General features: G+C 59.3%; 17 protein-coding genes, 1 tRNA gene and 1 pseudogene. 6 read left to right on the plus strand and 13 right to left on the minus strand.

Annotation, left to right across the window (positions count from 1 at the left end; all coding sequences use genetic code 11):
* Window positions 1–531: 531 nt before the first annotated feature.
* Both CK489_RS39645 and CK489_RS39650 read right to left on the minus strand, forming a co-directional pair.
* A complete protein-coding gene (locus CK489_RS39645; RefSeq protein WP_095736117.1) occupies window positions 532–1,422 on the minus strand; it encodes a sulfite exporter TauE/SafE family protein in 891 nt (296 codons plus the stop codon).
* 872 nt (window positions 1,423–2,294) lie between these two features.
* Window positions 2,295–5,396, minus strand: coding sequence for an efflux RND transporter permease subunit (locus tag CK489_RS39650; RefSeq protein WP_095736212.1), 3,102 nt, complete (start codon window positions 5,394–5,396; stop codon window positions 2,295–2,297).
* Between the two features lie 793 nt (window positions 5,397–6,189).
* On the opposite strand from CK489_RS39650, the gene CK489_RS39655 reads away from it, so the two are divergent.
* Window positions 6,190–6,265: transfer RNA gene (locus CK489_RS39655), tRNA-Ile, on the plus strand.
* Window positions 6,266–6,503: 238 nt separating this feature from the next.
* Here CK489_RS39655 and CK489_RS39660 read toward each other — a convergent pair.
* Entirely contained in the window at window positions 6,504–7,562 is a 1,059-nt protein-coding gene (locus tag CK489_RS39660) for a hypothetical protein (protein WP_095736118.1), read from the minus strand.
* A 556-nt stretch (window positions 7,563–8,118) separates the two neighbouring features.
* Between CK489_RS39660 and CK489_RS39665 the strand changes: the two genes are divergently transcribed.
* Entirely contained in the window at window positions 8,119–8,508 is a 390-nt protein-coding gene (locus tag CK489_RS39665; protein WP_095736119.1) for a hypothetical protein, read from the plus strand.
* A gap of 122 nt (window positions 8,509–8,630) precedes the next feature.
* Complete coding sequence (locus tag CK489_RS39670) at window positions 8,631–8,861, plus strand: hypothetical protein (RefSeq protein ID WP_095736120.1); 231 nt, start codon at window positions 8,631–8,633, stop codon at window positions 8,859–8,861.
* 1,127 nt (window positions 8,862–9,988) lie between these two features.
* Here the strand turns inward: CK489_RS39670 and CK489_RS39675 are convergent.
* Window positions 9,989–10,774: a class I SAM-dependent methyltransferase gene (locus CK489_RS39675; RefSeq protein WP_083992241.1), complete on the minus strand. Its 786-nt coding sequence runs from the start codon at window positions 10,772–10,774 to the stop codon at window positions 9,989–9,991.
* A gap of 232 nt (window positions 10,775–11,006) precedes the next feature.
* On the opposite strand from CK489_RS39675, the gene CK489_RS41635 reads away from it, so the two are divergent.
* Window positions 11,007–11,159: a hypothetical protein gene (locus tag CK489_RS41635; RefSeq protein ID WP_157113573.1), complete on the plus strand. Its 153-nt coding sequence runs from the start codon at window positions 11,007–11,009 to the stop codon at window positions 11,157–11,159.
* Window positions 11,160–11,455: 296 nt separating this feature from the next.
* Here the strand turns inward: CK489_RS41635 and CK489_RS41640 are convergent, their stop codons facing one another.
* From CK489_RS41640 to sfnG, 8 genes are all read right to left on the minus strand, one after another.
* Window positions 11,456–11,692 carry a hypothetical protein gene (locus tag CK489_RS41640; protein ID WP_050402912.1) on the minus strand — a complete coding sequence of 79 codons (237 nt, stop codon included), beginning with the start codon at window positions 11,690–11,692 and terminating at the stop codon, window positions 11,456–11,458.
* Window positions 11,693–13,250: 1,558 nt separating this feature from the next.
* On the minus strand, window positions 13,251–14,447 hold the full coding sequence (locus CK489_RS39690; protein WP_050402911.1) for an acyl-CoA dehydrogenase family protein: 1,197 nt from the start codon (window positions 14,445–14,447) through the stop codon (window positions 13,251–13,253).
* 22 nt (window positions 14,448–14,469) lie between these two features.
* A complete protein-coding gene (locus tag CK489_RS39695) occupies window positions 14,470–15,258 on the minus strand; it encodes an ABC transporter ATP-binding protein (RefSeq protein ID WP_095736213.1) in 789 nt (262 codons plus the stop codon).
* A 59-nt stretch (window positions 15,259–15,317) separates the two neighbouring features.
* Entirely contained in the window at window positions 15,318–16,649 is a 1,332-nt protein-coding gene (locus tag CK489_RS39700; RefSeq protein ID WP_095736122.1) for an ABC transporter substrate-binding protein, read from the minus strand.
* A 27-nt stretch (window positions 16,650–16,676) separates the two neighbouring features.
* The gene (locus tag CK489_RS39705) at window positions 16,677–17,720 is read right to left on the minus strand and encodes a branched-chain amino acid ABC transporter permease (RefSeq protein ID WP_095736123.1); all 1,044 of its coding nucleotides are present in this window, start codon (window positions 17,718–17,720) and stop codon (window positions 16,677–16,679) included.
* A 3-nt stretch (window positions 17,721–17,723) separates the two neighbouring features.
* Window positions 17,724–18,614 carry a branched-chain amino acid ABC transporter permease gene (locus tag CK489_RS39710; protein WP_095736124.1) on the minus strand — a complete coding sequence of 297 codons (891 nt, stop codon included), beginning with the start codon at window positions 18,612–18,614 and terminating at the stop codon, window positions 17,724–17,726.
* Window positions 18,614–19,522: an ABC transporter ATP-binding protein gene (locus tag CK489_RS39715; RefSeq protein ID WP_095736214.1), complete on the minus strand. Its 909-nt coding sequence runs from the start codon at window positions 19,520–19,522 to the stop codon at window positions 18,614–18,616. The genes CK489_RS39710 and CK489_RS39715 overlap by 1 nt, the downstream gene beginning before the upstream one ends.
* Before the next feature lie 25 nt (window positions 19,523–19,547).
* On the minus strand, window positions 19,548–20,648 hold the full coding sequence (gene sfnG, locus CK489_RS39720) for a dimethylsulfone monooxygenase SfnG (protein ID WP_095736125.1): 1,101 nt from the start codon (window positions 20,646–20,648) through the stop codon (window positions 19,548–19,550).
* 821 nt (window positions 20,649–21,469) lie between these two features.
* On the opposite strand from sfnG, the gene hisN reads away from it, so the two are divergent.
* Entirely contained in the window at window positions 21,470–22,261 is a 792-nt protein-coding gene (gene hisN / locus CK489_RS39725) for a histidinol-phosphatase (protein ID WP_095736126.1), read from the plus strand.
* A 172-nt stretch (window positions 22,262–22,433) separates the two neighbouring features.
* Window positions 22,434–22,775: a DeoR family transcriptional regulator gene (locus CK489_RS43000; RefSeq protein WP_430648787.1), complete on the plus strand. Its 342-nt coding sequence runs from the start codon at window positions 22,434–22,436 to the stop codon at window positions 22,773–22,775.
* 553 nt (window positions 22,776–23,328) lie between these two features.
* On the opposite strand, the pseudogene CK489_RS42535 reads toward CK489_RS43000, so the two are convergent.
* Window positions 23,329–23,580 (minus strand): annotated as a pseudogene (locus tag CK489_RS42535) (IS5/IS1182 family transposase); the annotation flags it as partial.
* Between the last annotated feature and the right edge of the window lie 143 nt (window positions 23,581–23,723).

Consider the following 23,723-nt stretch of genomic DNA (forward strand, 5'->3'; position numbering starts at 1 on the left):
CTGAACGTGCGCGCGGGGCCTCTGGGACAAGCTGGGACGCAGTTAAGTCGCCGTGCGAAGACATCTGGCACGGCGTAGGGGATCACCGGCGTGAAGCTCGGAATAAATGGAATCTCACAAGTATTGGACCGGCATTGACGGCTTGCGCGGGACCGCCGTCTATCGGTCATCGCCTTTCACTAAGGCTCAATCATCCCCGGCGGCTTTATCGGTGAAGAGGTCCTTTCCGTGATCAGCGATTTCGGGTGATCCGGTCTTTCAAGATTAGTGTGCACTGACGAAGATCACCACCATTTCGAGTGGAACGGCAAGAACATCAGCCTACAAACGTTGAATTTCCTCTGATATTGGATATCTGGCTCGTGCGCCGTGTTGTCTTTGGAGCAATTAGTTCGATGTTCATGCCGTTCTCGTCGACACCGAAAGGGGCAGCGCGGCGCCGCGATCATCACATCAATTCTATTAGCTCCGCGATCGCTTGGCCAGGTCCAGGACGGGTGCCTTCGACATCAAGGAGCCCGCTGGCATCGTTCAAGCGCTTATACCCGCACCTTGCCGAGGTCGCCGTTCTGACCAGCTCGAACGGCGCGTGGTAAGGAACGAGTATAACAACCAAAGATCAATCAATATCGTCGTGGCCATCACGCTATAAGCCCACGCGCTCTGCACTAGATTGAGCTCGATTAGAACCCGTGACAAACCGAAGCCCACGATCCAAGCATCGAAACTCATGCAAATGCGTCGAAATATCTCCGGATCAAGTTGGCGAATGACGTAGGATCCCAGCGGGATGCCGAGCACAACGCTGGGTATTAATACATGGAGAAGACTGCCGCTTTCGGGGATGAACAGGCCAAGCCTATAATAGACGAAAGCGGTCACGCTCGATTCCGCCACGCGCACCAGGGCAAGTCCGGCGCGAAATTCGTTTTTGACCAGGAACTGATTGTTAAACAGCATCGCCAAGGGCGGGCCGGAGATAGTAGTCACCGAATAGAGGATGCCCAGCATCGATCCGAATGGCAGACTGATTAGCCAGCTTGCTTCGATAGGGCGGCGCCAACCGGCGGCTTGCAGCAGGATCAAAGGAAGAATGATCGTGTAAGTGGCGAATTTGATCCAGCCCGGCTGCAGTGAAGCCAATGCATACCCGCCAAGTGCAATGCCTGGCAAGAGTCCAACCAAGATGGGAAACACGCGCCTCCAAACCGCCGGTACGCCCTTCAGATTGATGAGGAGCACGTAAACGTTGACGAAGACTTCGACGATGACAATGGCAGGATTGAGAATGCGATTGGTGTAGAAAACCAGCGCAAGCGGCACAGTGAGCGACGAAAAACCGTAGCCGATGGCTCCGTTTACGAAAGCCGCAAAGCACGTCGTTGCGGCCAGGAACCAGATAGAAGCATCAAACTCAGGCATTTCCTTAACTTTCCCACGCCAGAGGGCGCCCAATCCCGCCGGGGAATCAGACGCAAACCTTGGTCTTCAAGATCGCGAAAGATTCTGACCACTCGCTTACGAGCTCCGGCCGCCTTAATAATGGCGATGGCCGCGGTCAAGTGCAGGGTTTCTACGTTTGCTCCCTGTTACGGGCTGCAGTTGTGCAACAAAAGCGGCGCTGTACTCCCCGTTACCTAACTAAATCATTCAGCCATGCGCCTCGGTTTGCTGAAACAATGGTCTTCGTATCGAAATCGCAAAAGCGTCAGCATCCGTCTAAGTGCGGACAACCAGTTCTCCAATCCCACAGAATTGCACTCGCGGTAGCCACCCTAAGGCGGATCAGACCGGAGTTCATCTCTTTCACCTAGCAATTCAACGCGGCCAAATGAAAGAAAGTAAATTCTCTTTCAAGAGCAATTTGGATGATGGATAAGCTGCATCCTGCTTGATAACGCATTAATTCTCTCCGCGCGCGGCGCGGTGGGTCAACGTTCGGCTGCGGTGAACGTGCCGCAATTCATCGTGGCGAAGCAACTGCGGATTGTTGACGTGTTCTTCGAGCGCCCGATGCGCGCAGTAACCTCGGCAGCAATAGCGCGAAGACCTCGATGCAACGGAGCGTTACGCCCCTCCTGAGGCTCCGCCGTTCACGACGCCGACACCTTGAAATGATCTTCTTTCCCCTCTATGAGGCAGTCCTTTGCCGCGGGCGAACGATGGGTCGAGAGGAGCGCGCCGCGAGAGGCCGTCCTTTGGTCTCGCCACGAATTTCGGGGCATTACCACGTTGGCAGGAAACGCCCCTACCGTAGAGCAGTAATCAGTCAATCTGGCCTGATCCCGGCGTCATTACTCGGCCGGCTGGGCCTCGGCAGCGCTGGTGAGGTCGAACTTGCGGCCCTTCTTCGCGTGACCGGCACTCGCATCGACACGGTGATCGGAGGCGATCGCGACATAGACCGCCGGCAGGACGAAGAGCGTGAACAGCGTGCCGATAGACATGCCCGCGACGAGCACGAGCCCAATCGAGAAGCGGCTCGCGGCGCCAGCTCCTGTTGCCGCCAACAAAGGTACCACGCCTGTGACCATAGCCGCCGTCGTCATCAAGATTGGACGAAGTCGGACGCGAGCCGCCATCTCTATCGCCGAGCGACGGTCAAGTCTTTCCTTGAGCTGCAGCTCGTTGGCGAATTCAACCATCAGGATCCCGTGCTTGGCAATTAGACCGACAAGCGTCAGCAGCCCGACCTGAGTGTAGATGTTCATCGTCGCCCAGCCAAAGAATAGTGGTATCAAGGCGCCGGCAATTGCCATGGGTACACTGATCATAATAATGAGGGGATCGCGCAGACTTTCGAACTGCGCCGCAAGCACCAAGAATATGACGATCAATGCAAATGCGAAGGTGATGGCAAGTTGGTCACCCTCGTGCACATATTGCCGCGCGTCGGCAAGGAAGTCGTGGCTGAAACCCGCCGGCAGCTTCTTTGCCTCTGCTTCCAAGAAGTCCACGGCTTGACCGATCGTGACCCCAGGCATCGGCACGGCCTGAAAGGTCGCGCAGTTGAGCTGGTTGTAGTGGGTGAGCGCGTTCGGATCAGTCGCAGTCTCGACCGAGACGACGGTAGATAGCGGAAGCATCGAGCCCGTCGCAGTCTTTACATAATAGTTCCCAATCGCTTCTGGGGCCATGCGTTTCTCGCGCGGCACCTGCGGGATCACCTGGTAGGAGCGGCCCTGCAGATTGAAACGATTGACGTAGTTTCCGCCAAGTAGGGTGGCCAGCGCGTCGCCGATATTCTGCATGGTGATGCCAAGATTGTTGGCCTTGGACCGATCGACCTTGATTCGCACCACCGGCTGGTTGAATTCGAGGTCAGAGTCGCTAACCATGAACAGACCACTCTTGCGCGCGGCGTCCTTCAGTTTCAACATTTGCTCATAGACGGATTGGTAGCCAAGCGTCGAATTGATCACCATCTGAACGGGCAGGCCGTCCGATCCGCCCGGAAGCGCCGGTAAGCTAAAAGCAAATGCGTTAATGCCTTCGATTTTCGACAGCTCGGCTTGAACAAGGGACCTAAGCACGATCGATGATCGCTTGCGCTCGTCCCACGGCTTCAGCAACATTCCGGCCATGCCTGATTGCGAGCCGCCACTACCGTTGAGCACGAAGCTCAAATCGGTCTCGGAAAACTTTCGGAAGGCCTTTTCGAGCTTGGCACCGTAGTAGTCGAGATAGTCGATATTGGCATATTTCGGCGCCTTCGTGAGTGCGAATACGATACCTTGATCCTCCTCGGGTGCAAGTTCCTTAGAGGTATGCACATAGAAAAAGCCGACAAGGCCCAGCATGGTCAGTGCAAAGAGCCAGGTAATTGGGCGATAGTCGAGCGAGCGATCAAGCTTGCGGCTGTACCAGCATGTCATGGCAGCGAACACGCGGTTCGAGAATCTTGCAAACCGCCCCTCCTCGGCGCTCTTTAGAAAGACCGAGCACATCATCGGCGACAGCGTCAAAGCGATCACGCCAGACACGATCACCGCCCCGGCCAGCGTGAACGCGAACTCGCGGAACAGCGCACCGGTGAGGCCACCGAGAAAGCCGATGGGGGCGTATACGGCCGCCAACGTAATCGTCATGGATACGACAGGGACCACGATCTCGCGCGCTCCCTTCGTGGCGGCCTGCAGGGGCGGCGCCCCTTCCTCTAGATGACGATAGACGTTCTCCACCACGACGATCGCGTCGTCGACCACGAGACCTATCGCGAGCACCATCGCAAGCAGGGTCAGGAGATTGAATGAGAACCCCAGCGCCAGCATCAAGCTGCAGACGCCAACGAGCGACAGCGGAATGGTGACGACGGGAATGACGACCGATCGCAGCGAGGCTAGGAACAGGAAGATCACCATCACCACGATCACGATGGCCTCGATGAGCGTCTTCTCCACTTCATCGATCGACGATTGGATGAATTTTGTTGAATCGTAGGCCACTTTCATTTTGAGCGATGGCGGCAGGTTGCGCTCCATTTCTGGAAACAGCGCGCGAACACCTCGCACTATGTTCAGCGGATTGCCTTGTGGACCCGCCTGCACGCCGATGACGACCGCGCGCTCGCCGTTCATGATGGCACTGACGTCTGTCGTCTGCGCGGCAAGCTCGACTGTCGCAATGTCCTCAATGCGCACAAAGCCACCATCATTGGCTTTAACGATCATGCGCTTGAAGTCATCTACACTCCGTAGGTCGGTATTTGCCGTGACGTCGGAGATAGTGAAATATCCCTTGGTCTGGCCGGCCGCCGCCTGGAAGTTATTGGCGGCGATTGCAGCCGAAACATCAGCCGGCGAGACGCCGCGCCCTGCCATTTTCGCCGTATCGAGCCATAGCCGCATCGCAAAACTTTGGCCGCCCAAGATGTCTGCCGCGGCGACGCCATCAACGGTTGACATAACCGGTTGCACGACGCGCGAGAGATAGTCAGAAATCGCGCTGGCCGTCAGTTCCTCGCTGGAGAAAGCGATATACATGACAGCGGTGGCCTGACCCGTTGCCTTAGTGACGACTGGATCGTTTGATTCCTTCGGGATTAAATATTTGATTGAGTTGACCTTAGAAAGCACCTCGGTGAGCGCCTCGTTGGGATCGAAATTCAGCTTTATGTAGACTTGGATTGTCGACGTACCGAGTACCGATGAGGAAGTGATGTAATCGACGCCCTCGGCGGAAGCGACGGCCTGCTCCAGTGGAGTGGTGATGAACCCCTGGATCATGTCGGCGGAGGCGCCAGGATAGGAAGTCGTGATATTGACGACCGTATTGGACAGCTTGGGATACTGCCGGATCGGCAGAACGGTGGCCGCGCGAAGTCCGATCAGCAGGATCAGGAGACTGAGGACGACAGACAACACCGGGCGTTTGATGAAAAGTTCGGTAAATGCCATCTCGACTCGCATTCAAGGTAACGCAAATTCGTGAGCAGGTCGCGCTGCCCGCGGCTAATGCGCGTAAAACTTGGGAACTGAAAACGCCTGATCCAAAGGCAAACGCGCCCAAGTAGGGAGCTCAGTCCTGCGCTTCTTACATCGAGGTTGCTTGGCCCTGCCCTTCTCATCACTGACCGCGACCTCGAATTGCGGGCGCACTTCCCAAGTTAAACATCCATGTCTTTTTGCACCTAAGCAGCCTGCGGGCCGCCTCGAGACGTGGAATTGGGCTCACCTGTTTCCATGTCGTTTCGTCCTCAGACCTTGATGGAACGCAAGGGCTTCCAGCGAGGAATCAAGCCAGCTCAAGGCTTCGCTTCGATCGCTCATTGATCCGGCCTCGATGTCGAAATTAGAAACGATCTGATGGATGCTCAACTCTACAAAGGTGAGTGGGTAATATAGGATGGGCTGTCAAACCTATACCAAGGTTTTGTCAAAACGGAACGCTGAAGCCTCATCGCCCGCCTCAACACCAGTGAAGAGCTCGCTAGGTTGGAAAAACCGTATCTTATGACTTCGCGCCGACGCGGCCTGCTGATTCTACGCACGTCGCGCGCCTTCATAACGACACATAATAACTGCGCCAAAGCGGGCCTTCGAACCGAATTCACGCTTCGAGCTACAGAACGGGAAAGGAACGTATGCGGAGAAGTCCGAAGCGCGGGCGCGGAAGTGTGACTGAACCTTGCGGGAGCGGCAGACAACCTGTAACGATGCCAGCATGCCGCGTCGCCGCCTTCTAGTGGCGGGGCCTGTAGCTCAATGGTTAGAGCCAACCGCTCATAACGGTTTGGTTGCAGGTTCGAGTCCTGCCGGGCCCACCATCAGTCGATAATAATAGAAAAAATCAAAGCCTTGGCTCCGGGATGCTCTCTGGTGGGACATTTTTGTGGAGCACTTCGGCGTGTTTGTTCCGTCGTATTTGGCCGTGTCACGTCACGGCATCTACTATTTTCGGTGGCCCGTGCGCGCTGCGTCGATAGAGCGCAGATCATCGAGCGTGAAGGTTTCGCTACAAACACGTGATCCGAAAGAAGCAGTACGTCTGTCCCGCGTACTGAGCTATCCGCCGGCGATAGATTTGGCGTAGTTGTCGAACATCTTCGCGCAGGTAAGCCCATTCTCGATATGAATGTCCGCGAACGGGTCGCTCGATAGAGCGTCGTCGGGCAAAAACCAACTACGCAGCTCCCCCGTCGCTATCGCGACATCCGAAGCCGACATGCCGAGCGCAGTCCCGTAGATCGGCCTGGACGAAGCAAATTCCTCAAGCGGCCGAAGCAGAAGCATGTTCTGCGCGTGATAGGCAAATCCGAGGAACACGACCTGCTCGGCTCTTTCAACTTCATTTCGGACACGATTCGTTACTTCAGTGCCGGCGATCTGCTCCGTATATGTTTTGATGCGTTGCGAGAGCTTGATGTAATTGAAGTCAAAGTTTTCGACGCCACCGAACGGAACTTGCGTGCCGTCGCTGCCAAGGTGAGGGAGTTCGCCGATAGTGCCGTACGGGTGAATGATTGAAAGGTCCTGCACGATCGAAGCGGCATCATTCAGCGGAAGGCTGTACATCGCCTGCAGCGCCTGAAGCAGGAAAAACTCCACGCAACGGTCGTAGTTGAAAACGACGAAACTGACGTTATCAAAAATCTGAGCTGCGTTGCTTTTGGGGATACCGCGACCAAGAACGCGGATGAACTTCATGAACCAAGAGCCCTCCAGCTTTTCGAGCATCAACTTGTTACGCGAGTTGTTCTGGTCGAAGTAAAGTTGACTTTCTTGCTCAGCCTCTAGGATCGATTTGACGATCGCAGCCTTGCCGATGAGCTGCATTTGCTCGTCATGGCTGTGCATATCCAAAAAGTCGTCGATCGAGTTAGCGGTAGGCAAGCCGTCACGGATACGCCAACCGGCTGCGAGATATTCATTGAACTGCTGGGGCAATTGGTTCTGAAACTGGCCAAGCAAGTATTTGTCGCCTTCACCGATGTTCCTGTTGTAGTCACCTAGCCGGACATCCAGTTTGGTCCCGATCGCCTTGGCCAACCCCAACCCGACCGGCACGTTGACTTCGTAGCTGGAGCCTGCGCCCAGGACGAAAAGGGTCTTCTTCTTGAACATGCGCGTTTCTTCCCGGAAATGAGGGTGCGGTATTTAGGCCGAGCACTCGGCGGTTGTCACCCGGCAAGTCGCCAAGAAATTGCGCGCAACGCCGTCCGCTCTCGGTGGCAGCGCATACACCTCAGCCGGTGATCTGTTCATTCAGTGAGAACAGTAAGCAGGACGATGCAACACCGATCAAAAAGTCGCGGCATTACCCCCACAAAAAAATCCGTCGTTTTCGGGATGCTAAAACTGGCGCTTATACACAGGGGCCATGTTTTTGTTTCGCTAAGCCGCTCAGTGGCCTAGCAGAGCTTAGCCACAGAAAAGCCAGGAAGCGCGGATTGACGAAAACCGTAAATCACTTAGACATGCCCATAGGGCACCGGACAAAAGCACCGGGCACGGAGGGATAGGCAAGAAGGCGAAGCACTCTTCTAAAGGGAAAGCCTCGTCATGTCCGACCATCAACTGCACTTCAAAGGTCCCTTCTTCGAGTTCAACGGGAAGGGTCTTGGCATCCTCGCCGCTATCGTGCTCGTCGCCCTGCTGCTATTTCATTGGCACTGATCTCATGCCGAAGAAGTTCAAGCCTATTCCGGCCGTCCCTTTCGACGTGCTCATAAAAGGCCACGAGGCCATAAACGAAGACCGCGAGGAGCTAGGTCCCGGAGACCCGTCCATATCGCTGATACGGGCTCTGCACAAAGAGCAGACGCCGGACGTAATCATCGCCATTGACTATCGTCTCCGCGCGCTAGCCAAGTTCATCAGCGCGGGACAAGGCAAGCCTTGGACGTACGCAATCACCGAAGAAAACGGCCACATGGTCAACGAGGCTCTGTTCAAAGCAGCCGCACGAGCCCCGCTGTTCACGGCGAAGACAGTCGGGGACGTTGCATTCAATCCCGATGAGTTCATTAAGATCGCCCTTGAGGAAAGCGAAGCAGACGGACAAGCCTAGCGCGTTGTCCCGACTCGCAGCCGCAGCCGCCTGTGCGTCAAATCCTTGGGCGACGACAACTTGTACCCAGTAGCCTAACGGCTCTCCACGGCCTTCTCTGGCGGTCCTGACCGGAGGTACTTATGTTGCAGAAGTTCGTAGCCGAAGCGCGATTGAGCTTCATCACGCATCCGCTGACGTGGTGCTTGTTCGCCCTTTTCCTGTTCGTTGAATACAGCAACTACCAGAAGGGCGTTACGATCACACGGCTATGCGAGCTGACGGGCAACCACGAGGCAGGGTGGGCACACCCTGTAACCGACAAACAAGAACTGGATACGATCTGCGTTGACCACCGAGGGACCGACGACTGAAATACGGATCGACATAGCACCATACTTCCGTGAGCACGGCCGGAAGGCAGCCGGTCGCGGCTACTGTTCATCCCAGATTGTCTCGCCGCATGGTCAAGACCACATACGCGCGCCGCAGGAAAATATGCCATTCAAGGCGTCCTGTGAGCGAGCCATGAGGATAAGTCTGCTACGGGCGGCAGGCCAGCACGATAAACAATGATCTACAAGGTCTACGCACTACACTGAACCGGGACCATCCTACGGACCGTTGACACAGACGAGGAAGCCGTAAGCTGAGCCCGGGAACTGATGGGAGATAACCTGGTCGAGGTCTGGCTAGGGCCGCGCAGGATCGCCCGGCTGACACTCCGAACTTCACTCCGCGATGGGCGCTACGGCTTCATGTGAGCTAGTTTGCCAGTCATGTTGTCAATGAGGGTTCTGTTCAGCTAGTGGTGAGACACGAAGGTGGGACATTCCGTCTCGCTTCCTGCCCGACGCAATCGAAAATCAAGGCTTTATGAGCGATGGTGGATGCTCCTGCCGGGCCCACCAATTTCGTTAATAATAATATGTGAGGACACTTTTTACGACGGCCGAATTTCCGCTCGTTTTTTTGCCGATTTTTGAGCTTGAGAAAACCGAGGGTGGTGCCTTCAGGAAATCTGCCTCATGAAACCTGCTGGTCGACGTGGCACCACAACCGGCGATCCGGACCAGGCGACGGCTCGCTCGGAGGGTAGAGGTTACTCCCAAATTGGGAGCGTGCAGCAAACGCTCCTCCGTCCAGGACTTACGCCACCCGATTTAGTTGTTCCACAGCTGCCCGGCTTCTCCTCCGCATGGGCGCGCGCCGGCAATATGTCCGCTCGCGCCGAGAACGAAATGAACGACTCCACGGAATAGCCAGTAATCTGGTAAGCAGAGCGTTCCAACACCCCTCTACTTGAGGGCTTTCCCACAGACGATACAATGGCCATAGACGAGTGTAAAAGCATGCCGCTGCTGCTCCCTGCACCAGCCTTATGGCGACAAGCAATATCAATGAGTGAAATTGTCGATTGCCAAATTCAATCCATCGAGATTGAAGGAGAATGTAACGAACTCCGCACCGACCACGCATTTCTGCGGCCCGACTGTAGGCACTATGCACCCGTCGTCAGTACACAAGCGGCCTGTTGCCCCGAATACGATATCCAATTAACACCATAGTTGGTCTCACGGATGAATTCGTCGAAAGCTAGTCTTTCATGCTTCTCGAACCCTACGTAGTTGAAGTATTCGTCAAACACGATAACGCATCCTGGACGAATCTGAGACTTGAGCCCCGTAAAGATACTTTTTGTGCTTGAATATATGTCGCAATCGACGTGGATGAACGCAACGGGCAGCTTGCGCTGAGCAAACAACGGAATCGTCTCATCAAACAGACCAACAATAAGCTCTACGTTCTCCGGAACGTCAGGCGCCTTGCCTCCACGATCGAAGTCCACTGGAAGATATCCATTCCAGCGCTCCGGCAGGCCATTAAAGCTATCGAAGCCATAAAACTTCCGCTCCGGAAATCGCTCGGCCATGGTGCTGATGGTGTAACCGGTATAGACACCGAACTCGAGAGCAACACCCGCATCCGCTTTTGACAAGGCATCAAACCTGAACTCATCATGATCGGCAAAAAAGACAGCATCAGGCATTTCTGTACGGATTATCTCAATCGCTCGTTCTTGTGCAATCACAGACAAAGTACGAAACAAGCTATGATTTGTTCTGGGTAGCCCGTACATTTCCGCAGCGGTTACAAGTTTGCGCAGGTGTTCATTTGCAATGTCCTGCTTGCTCAGCATTGTCGACAAAGCTTTGGCTACCTCGCTGGAAGATTTCGCTAACCGATCAATTGCTGCCAATAGGCGATTATCAACCGTTTCTTTCATCGCGTCATTCCCTTTGACTACACAAATTCAATTGCTCTCGCCGAGCCCGACGAATTTATCTCAACGATCCTCTGAAAAAAGCGGTTGTTTCGAAGAAGAATTTCATGAGACAGGTAAGAGCGACTCGATTTCGGACCATAAGAACAACTGATTTGCTGCTGCTGCGACTACCAAATTCAGCAAAGTCCAAGGTTGACGCGGCAAAGATCCCGACGCAGGAGCAATTCGAAGAATGGGCGCCGAATTTCGCATGGCCGGCAGGCCGCTGGCGCCGGTATCAGGCGGGGGTGAGCCAACTCTTCTGCTCGTGCTGCTGCTGGGTCACGACCGACACTCGACGATGCCGATGATCGGTATGTCGATGATCATTACCAACATGAGGTGATGCCGTCGAACAGCATGCTCATAGTGCAGATGATCAGTTGATCATCGGGTATCTGGCACTTTGGCCTCGGCCCGATTGGCGTTCAATTCAGTCAGGTCTCAGCCGCACTACGTCGCGATCCGGCTGGTAGGCCGATCCGAGAGAATCCTGTCGTCGAACGACGATCGAAAGCCTCGTTTTCGATCACCAGAAGCGCGATATCTGCTTCACCGTACCATTTTGCGCTTCGGTCACTGGTAACTAACGCTCGCGGTCTGACAACGGGACACGCCGACGTACTTCTGAGAGTTAGATTTCTACTCAACAGACTTGTAATCCTCGTTCGCTTGAATTCGAGATTGCGCCTGACGGGCCCGTTCGTCGATCGCGCGTCTGGCCGCGGGACGCGCGTCCAATTCTGCGGCAGCGACGCTGTTGGCGAACGCCAAGCCGTTTCTCCGTATCAGGAAGCCTCGCTTTTTGAGGAAGCGGCCCTCGTAGTCCGCCCTGAGCCTGCAAACCTGCCGGATGTCGCCGACGATGCGGAAGGCCAAACCGCAAGGAATCTGCGGCGATCATTTCCTCCAGCTCAACTAGACCAAAACGAAATGCAACCCGGTATCATAGATGGCGGTCGACCAGTTCCGATAGATCCTAAGAACCTTCCGGTTGAACATCGCGCACAGTCTTGATGCTTCTCGACCACCCTCGGATCCCACTCTTCAGCCCCGCGGAGGCATCACCTGCCTCACCAACGTCATAAGCCCTCCATCCATAGTTCTCACATCGGCGCCGTATCCATGCCGCTGGTGACTCGTTCTGCCCTCCAGAAGCTTAAGCTGGAACGCCGCCTGCGATTCTGATGGAATGCTCGTTCGTGTCTTCCTCAACGAATCCTTGGGAAATCGCCAGAGCCGAGGTCTCGAAGGCAACGGATTCTTTCCCATTAAATGAACCGGCCCCGCCCTTCACCGGAACGTTTCAAATTATAGCGATCGTTCGCGGCACTCGTTCACCGCCGCCGGCCAATCCTCGCACACGCGGGAGCTTCTCCCGCGCACGAAGAAACTTTGCCGCAGGCGACGTGCCTGGCCGGCGCAAAAATGGATGTGCGACGTGTCCTCGGCCCCCTCAAGCATCTGCAGGCGGAAACTGCCTTATCGGGACTGCCACGTAATCGTCTCAGGACCGGAAGATCCGGCGGGCCCGGGTACCCTCACCTGTATCGACGTCGAGACCGGCACGTTCGTCGGTAACGCTCGGATCGCCGATCGGTACTGTCGTCCGATCGGGGACGAGGAAGTCACGCGGATGGTCGGGGGAGCGTACCGATTGGCCTCGATCGCGGTGGATTTGGAGACGGATCTCCTGTCTCGCCGCAGCAGGCGCATTTCGGATATCCTGCGGACCCGCCGACGTCTCTGGCGTCGCCGCTGCCACGCCCGACTGCACGCTCTCGGCTGATTTTTCGCGCCTCCCGCGTCTTGCAGGGCCGAACCATTAAAATCTTGAGCACGAATGTAGCGCGATCACGGCCACTTCGGACCGGCCGGGAAATCATCCGGATCAGGCTCGTCGGCATCGACCTCATCTTCCTGACGGCCGGTCAGCCGAGCGCAGGTATCGTCGAGGAGCCGCTGGCCGACCTGCTGCCAGACCGACTCGGGACCGTACAGTCGTAGCGCTAGCGCCGGCGCCCGCCGGTCCTTTGTTCGAATGCTGGATGTCCCGATGGCGCCATTACATATCTGCCCCTCTCCTCGTCCTCTCTCGGGAGGCCCTCAATAGCGAGTTCGGGAAGGCAGGCGATGATGAATATCCTTATCAACCTCAATATCGAAGCAAATGGCGGATCCAATTATCGCCAACAGGATCGCTCTTGATCTCGGACGCGCCCTACCTGCCATTCGACAGATAAGGCTCCGTTCAAGGCGCCCTGAGAAGACCGCGAGAGTCTTGCTGTGGACATGGAAGCCACTGGTCTGATCGAGACCGTTGACCTCCCGACAGCACACGTCCCGGTCGCTCTAGCATCCCCACCGGCAATGGAGAGCTATTCCACGAGAGAGACATCTCATGTGCGCCAAGGTTGGGGATGTCCCCCTATTCGACTTACTCTCCCCCCTCGTAGAAGAGCTCCAGCGGCAGACCGACCATTGCCTTTCCGATCCAGTCGCGCGCGATGACATTGGAGGGCCCCATCGCGATCGCTGCACGGGCGTCGCGATAGGCGCGCTCGATCGGACCGCGATGATAACCGTAGCCGCCCGTCACCGTCAGCGCGGTCGCGGCGACCTTGTTGGCGACCTCGGCGGCGTGCACCTTGAACTCGGTCAGCGGAATCAGGATCTCGCTTTGCGGCTTGCCGGCACGCCAGAGCGCGTCGAGCTTGCCCGCGAGCTCGTTGCGCCACGGTCGCAGCGTCTCGACCAGCACCTTGGCGGCACCGAGTTCCTGGCGGATCGCCTGATAATCCGACAGGCTCTTGTTCCTGTCCTTGTGCACGAAGCTCGTGGTGTGGGCGATCGCCGCGTTCAACGCGCCGCGCGCCACGCCTTCCCAAACCGCGCCGAGCCCGATCAGATAGACCGGCGAGACGCCGTCATAGATGATCTCCTTGCCCTGCCCTTCGGCGCCGAGCCGGTCGCGTTGCGGCACATGCACATTGCTGTAGCGGATCGCCCCGGAATGGTTGGCCCGCACGCCGAGCGCATCCCAGGGCCGGGACTCGATGCCCTCGGCCTTGCCGTCGACGATGAAGAAGATGATGTCGGCCTGATCCTTGGCATCAGGCGTGCGCGTCTGCACCACGTAATAATCGGCCTGGCCCGAACTCGTGGTGAACGACTTCTCGGCGTTGACGCGATAGTCGTCGCCGTCGCGCGAGGCTTCGGACAGATTGTACCACCAGTGCCCGCCGGTGGCGCGTTCGCTGGTCGAATAGGTGCCGAGCAGGCCGCCATTATTCGCCTTCAGCCAGCGCTCCTTCTGATCGGTGTTGCCGAACAGATTGATGGTCTGAGCCGCGCCGACATGCATGACGTAGATGAGCCCGGTGGAGGCATCGGCCTGCCCGATCCGGTAGGCGGCTTCCGCGAAGTCCAGATGGCCGAGGCCGAGCCCGCCGAACTGCGGCTCGTTCAGCACGCCGGTCCAGCCGGCCTCCGCCAGCGCGCGAAGATTTTCGCGCGGAAAGCGGCTCTCGCGGTCGTTGCGGTCGGCATGCACCTTCACCGTCGCGTCGATGGCGGCATCGAGCCTGGCATAAACGTCGTCGTCGATCCTGCGTGCGAGATTGTCGTTGGCCATGGTCAGTCTCTCCGGGTTGCAATCATGCGACAGCCTCGCGCGGCTGCCTTGGGCGCGGGTCGGCCTGCGACGATCCGCCGAGATAGTGGGTCTTGATGTCGGCGCGCTGGCGCAGTTCGGCCGCGCGGCCGGCCAGCACGCTGCGCCCGTTCTCGAGCACAACCGCATGGTCGGCAAAGCGCAGCGCCACGGTCGAGTTCTGTTCGGCGACCAGGATCGACAGCCCCTGCTCGCTGTTGAGCTGCTTGAGCGCGCGAAAGATGGCCTCGACGACCAGCGGCGCGAGACCCATCGACGGTTCGTCGAGCACGAGCAGCCGCGGACGCGACATCAGGGCTCGGCCGATCGCCGTCATCTGCTGCTCGCCGCCGGAGGTCAGTCCGGCGAGCGAGCGGCGATGCTGCTTCAGGCGCGGAAACAGCTGATAGACGCGGTCGAGGTCTGCGGCGATCTCCACCCGGCGCGCATCACGCCCCATCGCGCCGGTGATGAGGTTCTCCTCGACCGTCAGCGAGGCAAAGCAATGCCGCCCCTCGAGCACCGGCACGAGCCCCGCGCGTACCAGCGCCGCCGCCGAGGTGCCCGCGAGATCGCGGCCGTCAAACACGATCTGCCCGGCGGTGATCTGCCCGCGACGCGCCGAGAGCAGCGCCGAGACGGCCTGCAACGTGGTCGACTTGCCGGCGCCGTTGGCGCCGAGCACGGCGACGATCTCGCCGCGCCGCACGGCAAGCGAGACGTCGCTGACGGCCGCTATCGCGTGGTTGTAAGTCGCGGCCAGACCTTCGACCGAGAGCAGGGTTTCGCTCATCTGTTGATCCAACATCTTGAGGCACGCGGGAGCCGATCAGCTCCCGCGTCCCTGCGGCGTCAGTTGCTGACGGGATCGTCGCCTGAGGTCCGTACCTTGATGCCGTGCTCCTTGGCATAGACGGCTGCCGACTTCTCGATGATCGGACGCAGGAAGGCCCAGTCCGGCGCGATCCAGCCGGAGACGACCTTCCACTTGCCGCCGTCCCACTGCTGGAAGGTGACGCGGCCGTCGCCCTCGTGATTGTCCCAGGTGACGTTGATCGAGTGGAACAGATCCTTGGCGCCGAGCGCTTCGACCCGCGCCGGATCGAGTTGCAGGTGTTCGAAGCCCCAACGCACCTCGTCGCCGGTCAAGGTGCGCTTGCCGAACTTCGCCTGTGCGACGCGGATCGCCTCGACATTGAGGATGCCGTTCACGATGCCGAGATTGTGGTAGACGCTGCCGATCCGTTTCTTGTCGTCGAGATTGCCCTTGCCGGCGCCATAGACCGTCTTGATCACCTCCTGCAACACCGGATACTGCTCGCCCGAGGCCTGCGTCGTGATCGCGATGTAGCCCTTGGCGGCGTCGCCGGCCGGGATCACGTCTTCCTCGGAATTGGACCAGACGTTGCCGATGATGTGGTCGACCGGGAAGCCGACCTTCTGCGCGGTCTTCAACGCCACCGGGTTCATCACGCCCCAGCCGCGCAGCACCACGTAATCGGGCTTCGCGCGCCGGATCGACAGCCATTGCGATTGCTGCTCGTTACCGGGATGCGGCACCTCGATCTGCTCCAGGCTGAACTGGTACTTGTCGGCCAAGAGCTTGTAGATCGGGATGGTCTCCTTGCCATAGGGCGAGCCGTGATAGAGCACGACGATCTTCTTGTCCTTCAGCCTGTCGACCCCGCCCTCGCGGCTCGCGATGTAGTTCACGATTCCGGAGGTCTCGCTGTAGGGATTGAGCAGCAGTGGAAACACGTAGGGGAACACGCGGCCGTCGGTCGAATCGGTGCGGCCGTGATTGATGGTGATGAGCGGCACCTTGTCCTTGGTAATGCGGTCGATCATGGCATAGGCGATGCCGACCGACAGCGGATTCCAGGCGGCAACGCCGGGGCGCCCCTTCAGCCGTTCATAGACCTCGACGCCGCGCTCGACCTCGTACTGGGTCTCGCCCTCGTCCCAGGTCAGCTTGACGCCGTTGACGCCGCCGTCGCGGATGTTGATCAAATTGAGATAGTCGATGAAGCCGCCGAAGAAGCCGGTGCCGCCGGCCGCATAGGGACCGACCCGGTAGCTCTGCAGCGGGAAGAACTGCTCGTCGGCCCGCGCCGCCGATGCTGTGGCCAGCACGGAGGCCACCGCGGCGGCGAAGGCAATTCTCAGATATCTCGATCTAATCATCTTTGGTCTCTCCAGTGGTGCGAAATGTCAGGTGTTGCGGATGGCAGGCGGCCGCGCGATCGCTCGCCAAAGGCGGTCCCACAGCGCGATCAGGCCGCGCGGTTCGGCGATCAGGAACGCGATGATGAGCACGCCGACGACGATGCGCTGGCTCATCTCCAGCACGCCGGAATCGAACACGCCGCCGAGCAGGGCCGCGCCGGCGCGCGACAGGAGCAGCGGAAACACCACGATGAAGGCGGCGCCGAGAAACGCGCCGCGCAGCGAGGCCAGTCCGCCGATGATGATGATGAACAGGATCTGGAACGAGCGATCGAGGTTGAAGCCGGTCGGCTCGACCGTGCGCAGATAGGCGAAGGCCCACAGCGCGCCGGCAATGCCGATCAGGAACGAGGAGACGCCGAAAGCGAGCAGCTTGGTGCGCAGCAACGGCACGCCGATCACCCTGGCGGCGAGTTCATGGTCGCGCACCGCAACGAAATTGCGGCCGCTCTGCGCGCGCAGGAGCCCCTGCGTCAGGACCGTCGCGACCACCACGACGCTCAGCGAGAAAACGTAACGCTCCGCCGGGCTGGTGAAGGTGAAGCCGGCCGCGCTGAGCACCGGGGCATCGATCACGCCGGACGGATTGTCGTTGGAGAACCAGCCGAACTTGGTGAGCGCCCATTGCACGAAGAACTGCGCGGCGAGCGTCGAGACCGCGAGGTAGAAGCCGCGCAGCCGCAGGCTCGGCAATCCGAACACGATGCCGATCGCAGCCGCGATGAGGCCGGCGAGCACCAGATCGACCAACAGCGACAGCTGCGGCAGCCGGAGGTGAAGGTTGTAGGTGGCATAGGCACCGACCGCGAGGAACGCGGCGGAGCCCAGCGACACCTGCCCGGCGTAGCCGGTGAGCAGGTTGAGCCCGACCGCGGCCAGCGCGAGCGCGAGGAACGGCGTCAGCACCGCGTCCATGAGATAGTCGGAACCGAGGAGCGGAACCGCGCCGAAGGCGACCGCGGCCCCGAGAGCAATCGCAAAGGCTCTGCCGCCGGGCAAGAGCTGTGCCGTCGATGGTGCTGCGCTCATGGCCTAGACCCTTTCGACCAGCTTCTGCCCGAACAGCCCCGACGGCCGCACCAGCAGCAGCACCAGCGCCACGACATAGGCCGCCCAGGCCTCGATGCCGCCGCCGAACAGCCGCCCGACATAGACTTCGGAGAGCTTCTCGATGGCGCCGATCAGAAGTCCGCCGATGATCGCACCGGCGATCGAATCGAAGCCGCCGAGCACCAGCACCGGCAGCGCCTTCAACACCACCAGCGACAGCGAGAACTGCACACCGAGCCGCGCGCCCCACAGCAGGCCCGCCACCAGCGCGACAATACCGGAGGCTGTCCATACACTGGCCCAGACCCGCGGCAGCCGCAGGCCGACGGCCAGCGCCGCGAACGGATCATCGGCGACCGCGCGGAACGACAGCCCGGTGCGGGTGTAGCGGAAGAACAGCGCGAACAGCGCCACCAGGCTGCCCGCGACCGCCGCGGCGAACAGGTCGAACCGGCTGATGAAGACCCCGGCGATGTCGAGCGGCACGTCGCTGATCCCGATGTCGAGGCCGTGGACCTGGGTGCCCCACAGCAGCTGCGCCGCACCCTCGATCACATAGGACAGCCCGAGCGTCGCCATGAACAGCGTGGTCGGCGGCTGGTTGACCAGCGGCCGCAGCACCGCGCGCTCAACGCTGACGCCGAGCACGACCATGATCGCGAGCGTGATGACGAACGCGACCGGAAACGAGCTGCTGCGCTCGACCAGGCTGACGAAGGTCAGCGCCGCAAACAGCAGCATCGCGCCCTGCGCGAAATTGAGCACGCCCGAGGTCTTGTAGATCAGCACGAAGCCGATCGCGACCAGCGAGTACATCACCCCCGACAGCAGGCCGCCGACCAAAACCTCGATCAGAAACTGATAATCGAACATCAGACCGCGAGCTCCGTGACGTCCTGATGCGTGACGCCGAGATAGGCGTCGATCACCGCCTGGTCGGCCCTCACCTCGTCGGGCGTGCCGTCGGCGATCTTGCTGCCGTTGTCGAGCACCGCGATCCGATCGGAGAGGCCCATCACCACGCCGATGTCGTGCTCGATCAGAACGATGGTGGCGCCATAACTGTCGCGCGCGTTGCGGACGTGCTGCGACAGCTCGAGCTTCTCGCTCGACGTGACGCCGGCGAACGGCTCGTCCAGCAGCAGCAGCGTCGGCCGCGCCACCAGCGCCCTGGCCAGTTCGACCCGCTTCTGCAAGCCATAAGGCAAGCTCCCGGCAGCGCGCTCGCGGACGTCGCCGAGATGCAGGAACCCGATGACGTCTTCGGCGGCAGCGCGATTCTCCGCCTCGATCCGGCGCGCCAGCGGCGAGCCGATGATCTGGCGCAGAAAGCCGGCGCGGACACGATGCGCGAGCCCCATCAGGACATTGTCGAACACCGACAGCCCCTTGAAGATCGCGAGGTTCTGGAATGTGCGCGCCACGCCGTGCGCCGCCAATCGCGCCGTCGGCACCTGGGCGAAGGCGCGTTCGCCGAGCCAGACCCGGCCGCGGTCGGGCCGGTAGAGCCCGCTGATGACGTTGAGCAGCGAGCTCTTGCCGGCGCCATTGGGCCCGATGACGGCCCGGATTTCACCCGGTGCGACCGCAAGGTCGATGTCGCGCAGCGCGGCGACACCGCCGAATGTCAGCGCGATATCGCTCAAGGCCAGCACCGGCCGTGCCGCGCGATCTGCGGTCTGCGCAAGCCGCCGATCGGGAGTATCGGTCGTCGCCGCTGCAAGCGCCCTGCCTTGCGCCGGAGCCGCCTCCAGCGCAAGAACGCCGGCATCTGTCGCTATCGCCGTCACGCCGCGCGACTCCCCGTCACTCGGCCGCCTGGGCGTGCACGGCGGTCTTCGCCTCCAGCGCACGGACCAACGGAATGACGCGGCGGCCAAAATACTCGACCTCCTCCTGGAAGTGCAGGAAGCCGAGCAGCACGAGATCGACCCCGACCTCCTTCAGTGCGACGATGCGCTCGGCGATCTGTTCCGGCGAGCCGATCAGATTGGTCTTGAAGCCGTCATTGTACTGGACGAGATCCTCGAAGCTGGATTGCGCCCAATTGCCCTGACCTTCCGGCGAGGCCTTGCCGGCATTCTTCACCTCATGCCCGAACGCGTTGACCGCCTCCGGATCGGCCTTGACGATGATCTCGTCAAGCACGGCGCGCGCCTCGGCCTCGGTGTCGCGCGCGATCGCGAAGGCGTTGACGCCGATCTTGACCGAATGATTGTTGGCGCGCGCCTTCGCCCTGATGTCGTCGACCTGCTTCTTGATCTCCGCCACCGAATTGCCGTTGGTGAAGTACCAGTCCGACACCCGCGCGGCCATGTCGCGCGCGGCACGCGAGCTGCCGCCCTGGAAGATCTCGGGCAATGGATGCGCCGGCTTCGGCTTCAGCGTGTAGTCGGAGAACCGGTAGAAATCGCCGCGGAAGGTGAAATTGTCCTGGGTCCAGATTCCGCGCAGCGCGCGGATGAACTCTTCGGAGCGGCGATAGCGCTCGTCGTGATCGAGCCAGGGCTCGCCGATCGCGGTGAACTCGCCGCGAAACCAGCCGCTGACGATGTTGACGGCGACGCGGCCTTCGGTGAGCTGGCTGATGGTGGCGATCTGCTTGGCCGCGACCGCCGGATTCCACGGTCCGGGCAGCAGCGCTGCGATCACCTTCAGCTTCGTGGTCGCGGCGAGCAAAGCATGGCTGAAGGCGACCGGCTCATGCTGGAACTCGGCGCCATAACCGGCGGTGAAGCGGATCTGGCTCAGCGCATAATCGAAGCCAGACTGCTCCGCGATCTGCGCCAGGCGGCGGTTATAGTCGATGTCCCATCCGGTTCGCTGTTCGATCTTGCTGATTACAAGGCCACCGGAAACATTTGGAACCCAGTAGGCGAATTTGACCTGATCATGGCTGGTAGTCATTGGAATTGCCTCAAACGTTGGACGTGACGGGGTGAGGAAGGCAGCACGAAGCGTTCGCGCGGGCGCCCATCCAGTGGGTTACAGCGCGGCTCATGCGAGCTGCCGGCAGATTTGAACTAGGGGAAGGGTGGCCGATCAGTATCCGTGATACGCGCCGGCACACGTTCGCTGCGTCAACAACACACCGTTCGACACGATGTCAGCGGCGCGGCGCGACTTCGAGATCGGTCAAACGGGCCATTGCAAGTCATCCGCATTCCCCTCGCAGGCAGCATCGGCGAACGATCAATAGTCTCAGAGAAAGCAGAGACGAGCGAGTCCAAGGCAATCTCTTTTTCAGCCAGTCCGGGAAAGCGGTATTCTTTTGTTGATGCAAAATGCATCGTTTGATGCTGAGCGGTCGATTTTCTTCGGATTGAACGTGCCGCTAAGCACCGAGCGACGCTTATAACGCGCTGGTATTACGTCTAGCCCCGAGCCTTGCTGCTCCATTCGGTAAGGCGCGCATGCATGCGCGAAGAGATGCGGAGCTGACTATCGGACCAATGTGGGTTTTGGCGCCTCCAGGAGGTGTCGGCACATTCTTCCAGCGGTTGGTAATTGCCCGATGAAGCCAAAAGCATTTCTCTGTCGAAGCCAATATCAATTACCGCATGATAGGCCGGAGTGGCCGTCCGGTTAGAGATGCGAGCAATAATCGGGATAGTTTTTTTTTATTTTTGGGTTGCTGCGTGGCAACCGAAGCCACGGTTCAAAAGCGATATGGCAATATGTGTTTTTGTGCCTTAAGCTGGATCTGCAATGCTCAGGAGGTTGCCAGCATGGATGGTGCAGACTCGATGTCTGATTTGGTCGATTTCGCGTTCGAGATCGCTGGCAGCGCAGGTTCTCACGCCACCGAATGGTTTCGACGGCCGATAGACATCAACACGAAGGATGACGAGAGCCCCGTTACGGAGGCAGATCGGCGTGTCGAGGAAGCCATCAGAAAGGCGATTTCCGCTCGATTTCCAGAGCATGCGATTTTCGGTGAAGAATACGGGATCGAGGGTGATCTCGATTCGCCTACGTGGGTGGTCGATCCCATAGATGGCACGCGCAGCTTCATTTCCGGGTCTCCGCTTTGGGGAACGCTGGTCGCGCTCGCTATCCAAGGGCGTTCACAGATTGGCGTCGTCGAGATGCCCGCATTGCGGGAACGCTGGACGGGCGCAACCGGCCTGGGTAGCTGGTTTGTCAACTCGAGCGGCCTTCGCACAAAATGCCAAGTTCGCGACTGCCGACGCCTCGCCGACGCGAACTTCTACACCACGTCGCCCCTCTATTTTGCAGAATCAGAACGCGATCAAATCCTGGGCATCAGCCAAACTGCCCGGATGTGTCGCTTCGGCGGCGATTGCTATAATTATGGATTGCTTGCATCGGGACACATCGACCTCGTCATCGAGACGCGGATGGAGCCTTACGATTTCATGGCGCTGGTGCCGGTGATCGAAGAAGCCGGCGGCATTGTCACCGACTGGGAGGGCAAGCCGCTCACGATCACCTCCGGCAAGCGGGTCATCGCTGCAAGCACGGCAGAACTTCACGCCGAAGTTCTGCCCTTGCTCTAGAAACGATAGAAGCGCGGCTGAGTCGGTCAGTTACGTGGAAGGATGGGCGCCAGCATCATGTCGGTTGGACGCATCGAGCCTATTGTCGTGTCGCGCTATGGCCCGAAGCCGACGATAGAAACTGCTAAGATACTGGGGAGCATCTATGTGACAAGAGGAACGACGGCGTCACATTCGATCGATGTTGGCAACGTTCGGCACGCTAAGCGTTGATCGGCTGACGGAAGATTTTGGAGTGTCGCTCGAAACGATACGCCGCGACCTCATGGAAACGAAAGAAAGCGGAGAACTCCGCCGGGTCCGCGGCGGAGTCGTTCCGGTTGCCAAGGACAAGGAGGCTCCCTGCCAATTGCGCACTGCCGTACGTAGTCGCGAGAAAAGAGCGATTGCCAGGGCAGCGGCAGCAATGGTCGAGGCCGGTCAGACGATCCTTTCGACGCGGGAAGCACGACAACTACCCTGGCCCAACGCTCAGCTCAGATGGAAGGGCTTATTGTCGTCACCAACTCTCTGAATGCCGCCAAGTGCTTGACTTCCGCGGGCGATTGCACGCAGCGCGGAAACAGGGGTTGATCCTGGGTGGGACAGACGATCCGCCCGCAACGCTCGGGGCGAATACCGTCAATGAGATAGCTCGCTACCGAGCGGATTTCGCGATGGTCCCTCCGTTCGGTTTTCGATGCGACCGCTGGTGCGATGAGCTACATCCCGACGAAATAGAGACAGCGTGAGCGACGTTTGATCATGCGCGCAAGCGCATTATTCTCGCCGACTATTCCAAAGTGGGTGTCGTTAGCCGGGTTCATATTGCGCGCTGGTAGACGCAGACTGCGTGATCGTCGACGTCAGGGCCCGTCAGAACGCCATGTTTCCGCAACTGTGCTCAGTCAATTCGAACGTAGTTGTCGCTTGGGGACTGCGGCGCATCGAGAGGCACGTGCGGCATTTTCTCCATCCCCCACATAACTAGATTCCAAATTTGTAAAAACTAAGCGACCGCTTGCGGCTCGCGCCATCGTGCCGCCATCGAATTGCTCAGAAGTGAGCGGAGCGCGTGTCCGATGCTGCCTGCGATACAGCCGCGCATCCGGATCGCTCGTGGACACGTGCGCGCGGTTGCTGCGCGATTGTCCGCGGAAGTCGCTGCCGCCCTCGTCATCGCCGTCCTTCTTGAAACTCTTGCCCGGCCCAAGCCTAGATCAACGTGCGATCCACACTGAAATGTTCGCCGACAACCAGCCCCGGTCAGTGGCGATCTCCACCACTTTGTTGAACAGCGCGATCACCGCATCGTGTTCGATCAGTCGCTCGCAGTTCTTGCAACCGTGGCCGGCGCCGTTTGCTGACCCAGCACGAGGTCCAGATGGCCGTCCTTACGCCGGCTCAGGGCGCCGTGTCGCTCATGTTCGCTCCGTCGGTCGCATCGGGCGACGGCGTTGCGCCGGATCGGACCGACGGCAGT

Origin of the sequence: Bradyrhizobium sp. UFLA03-84, from assembly GCF_002289535.1 — a bacterium.
Lineage (GTDB): Bacteria > Pseudomonadota > Alphaproteobacteria > Rhizobiales > Xanthobacteraceae > Bradyrhizobium > Bradyrhizobium viridifuturi.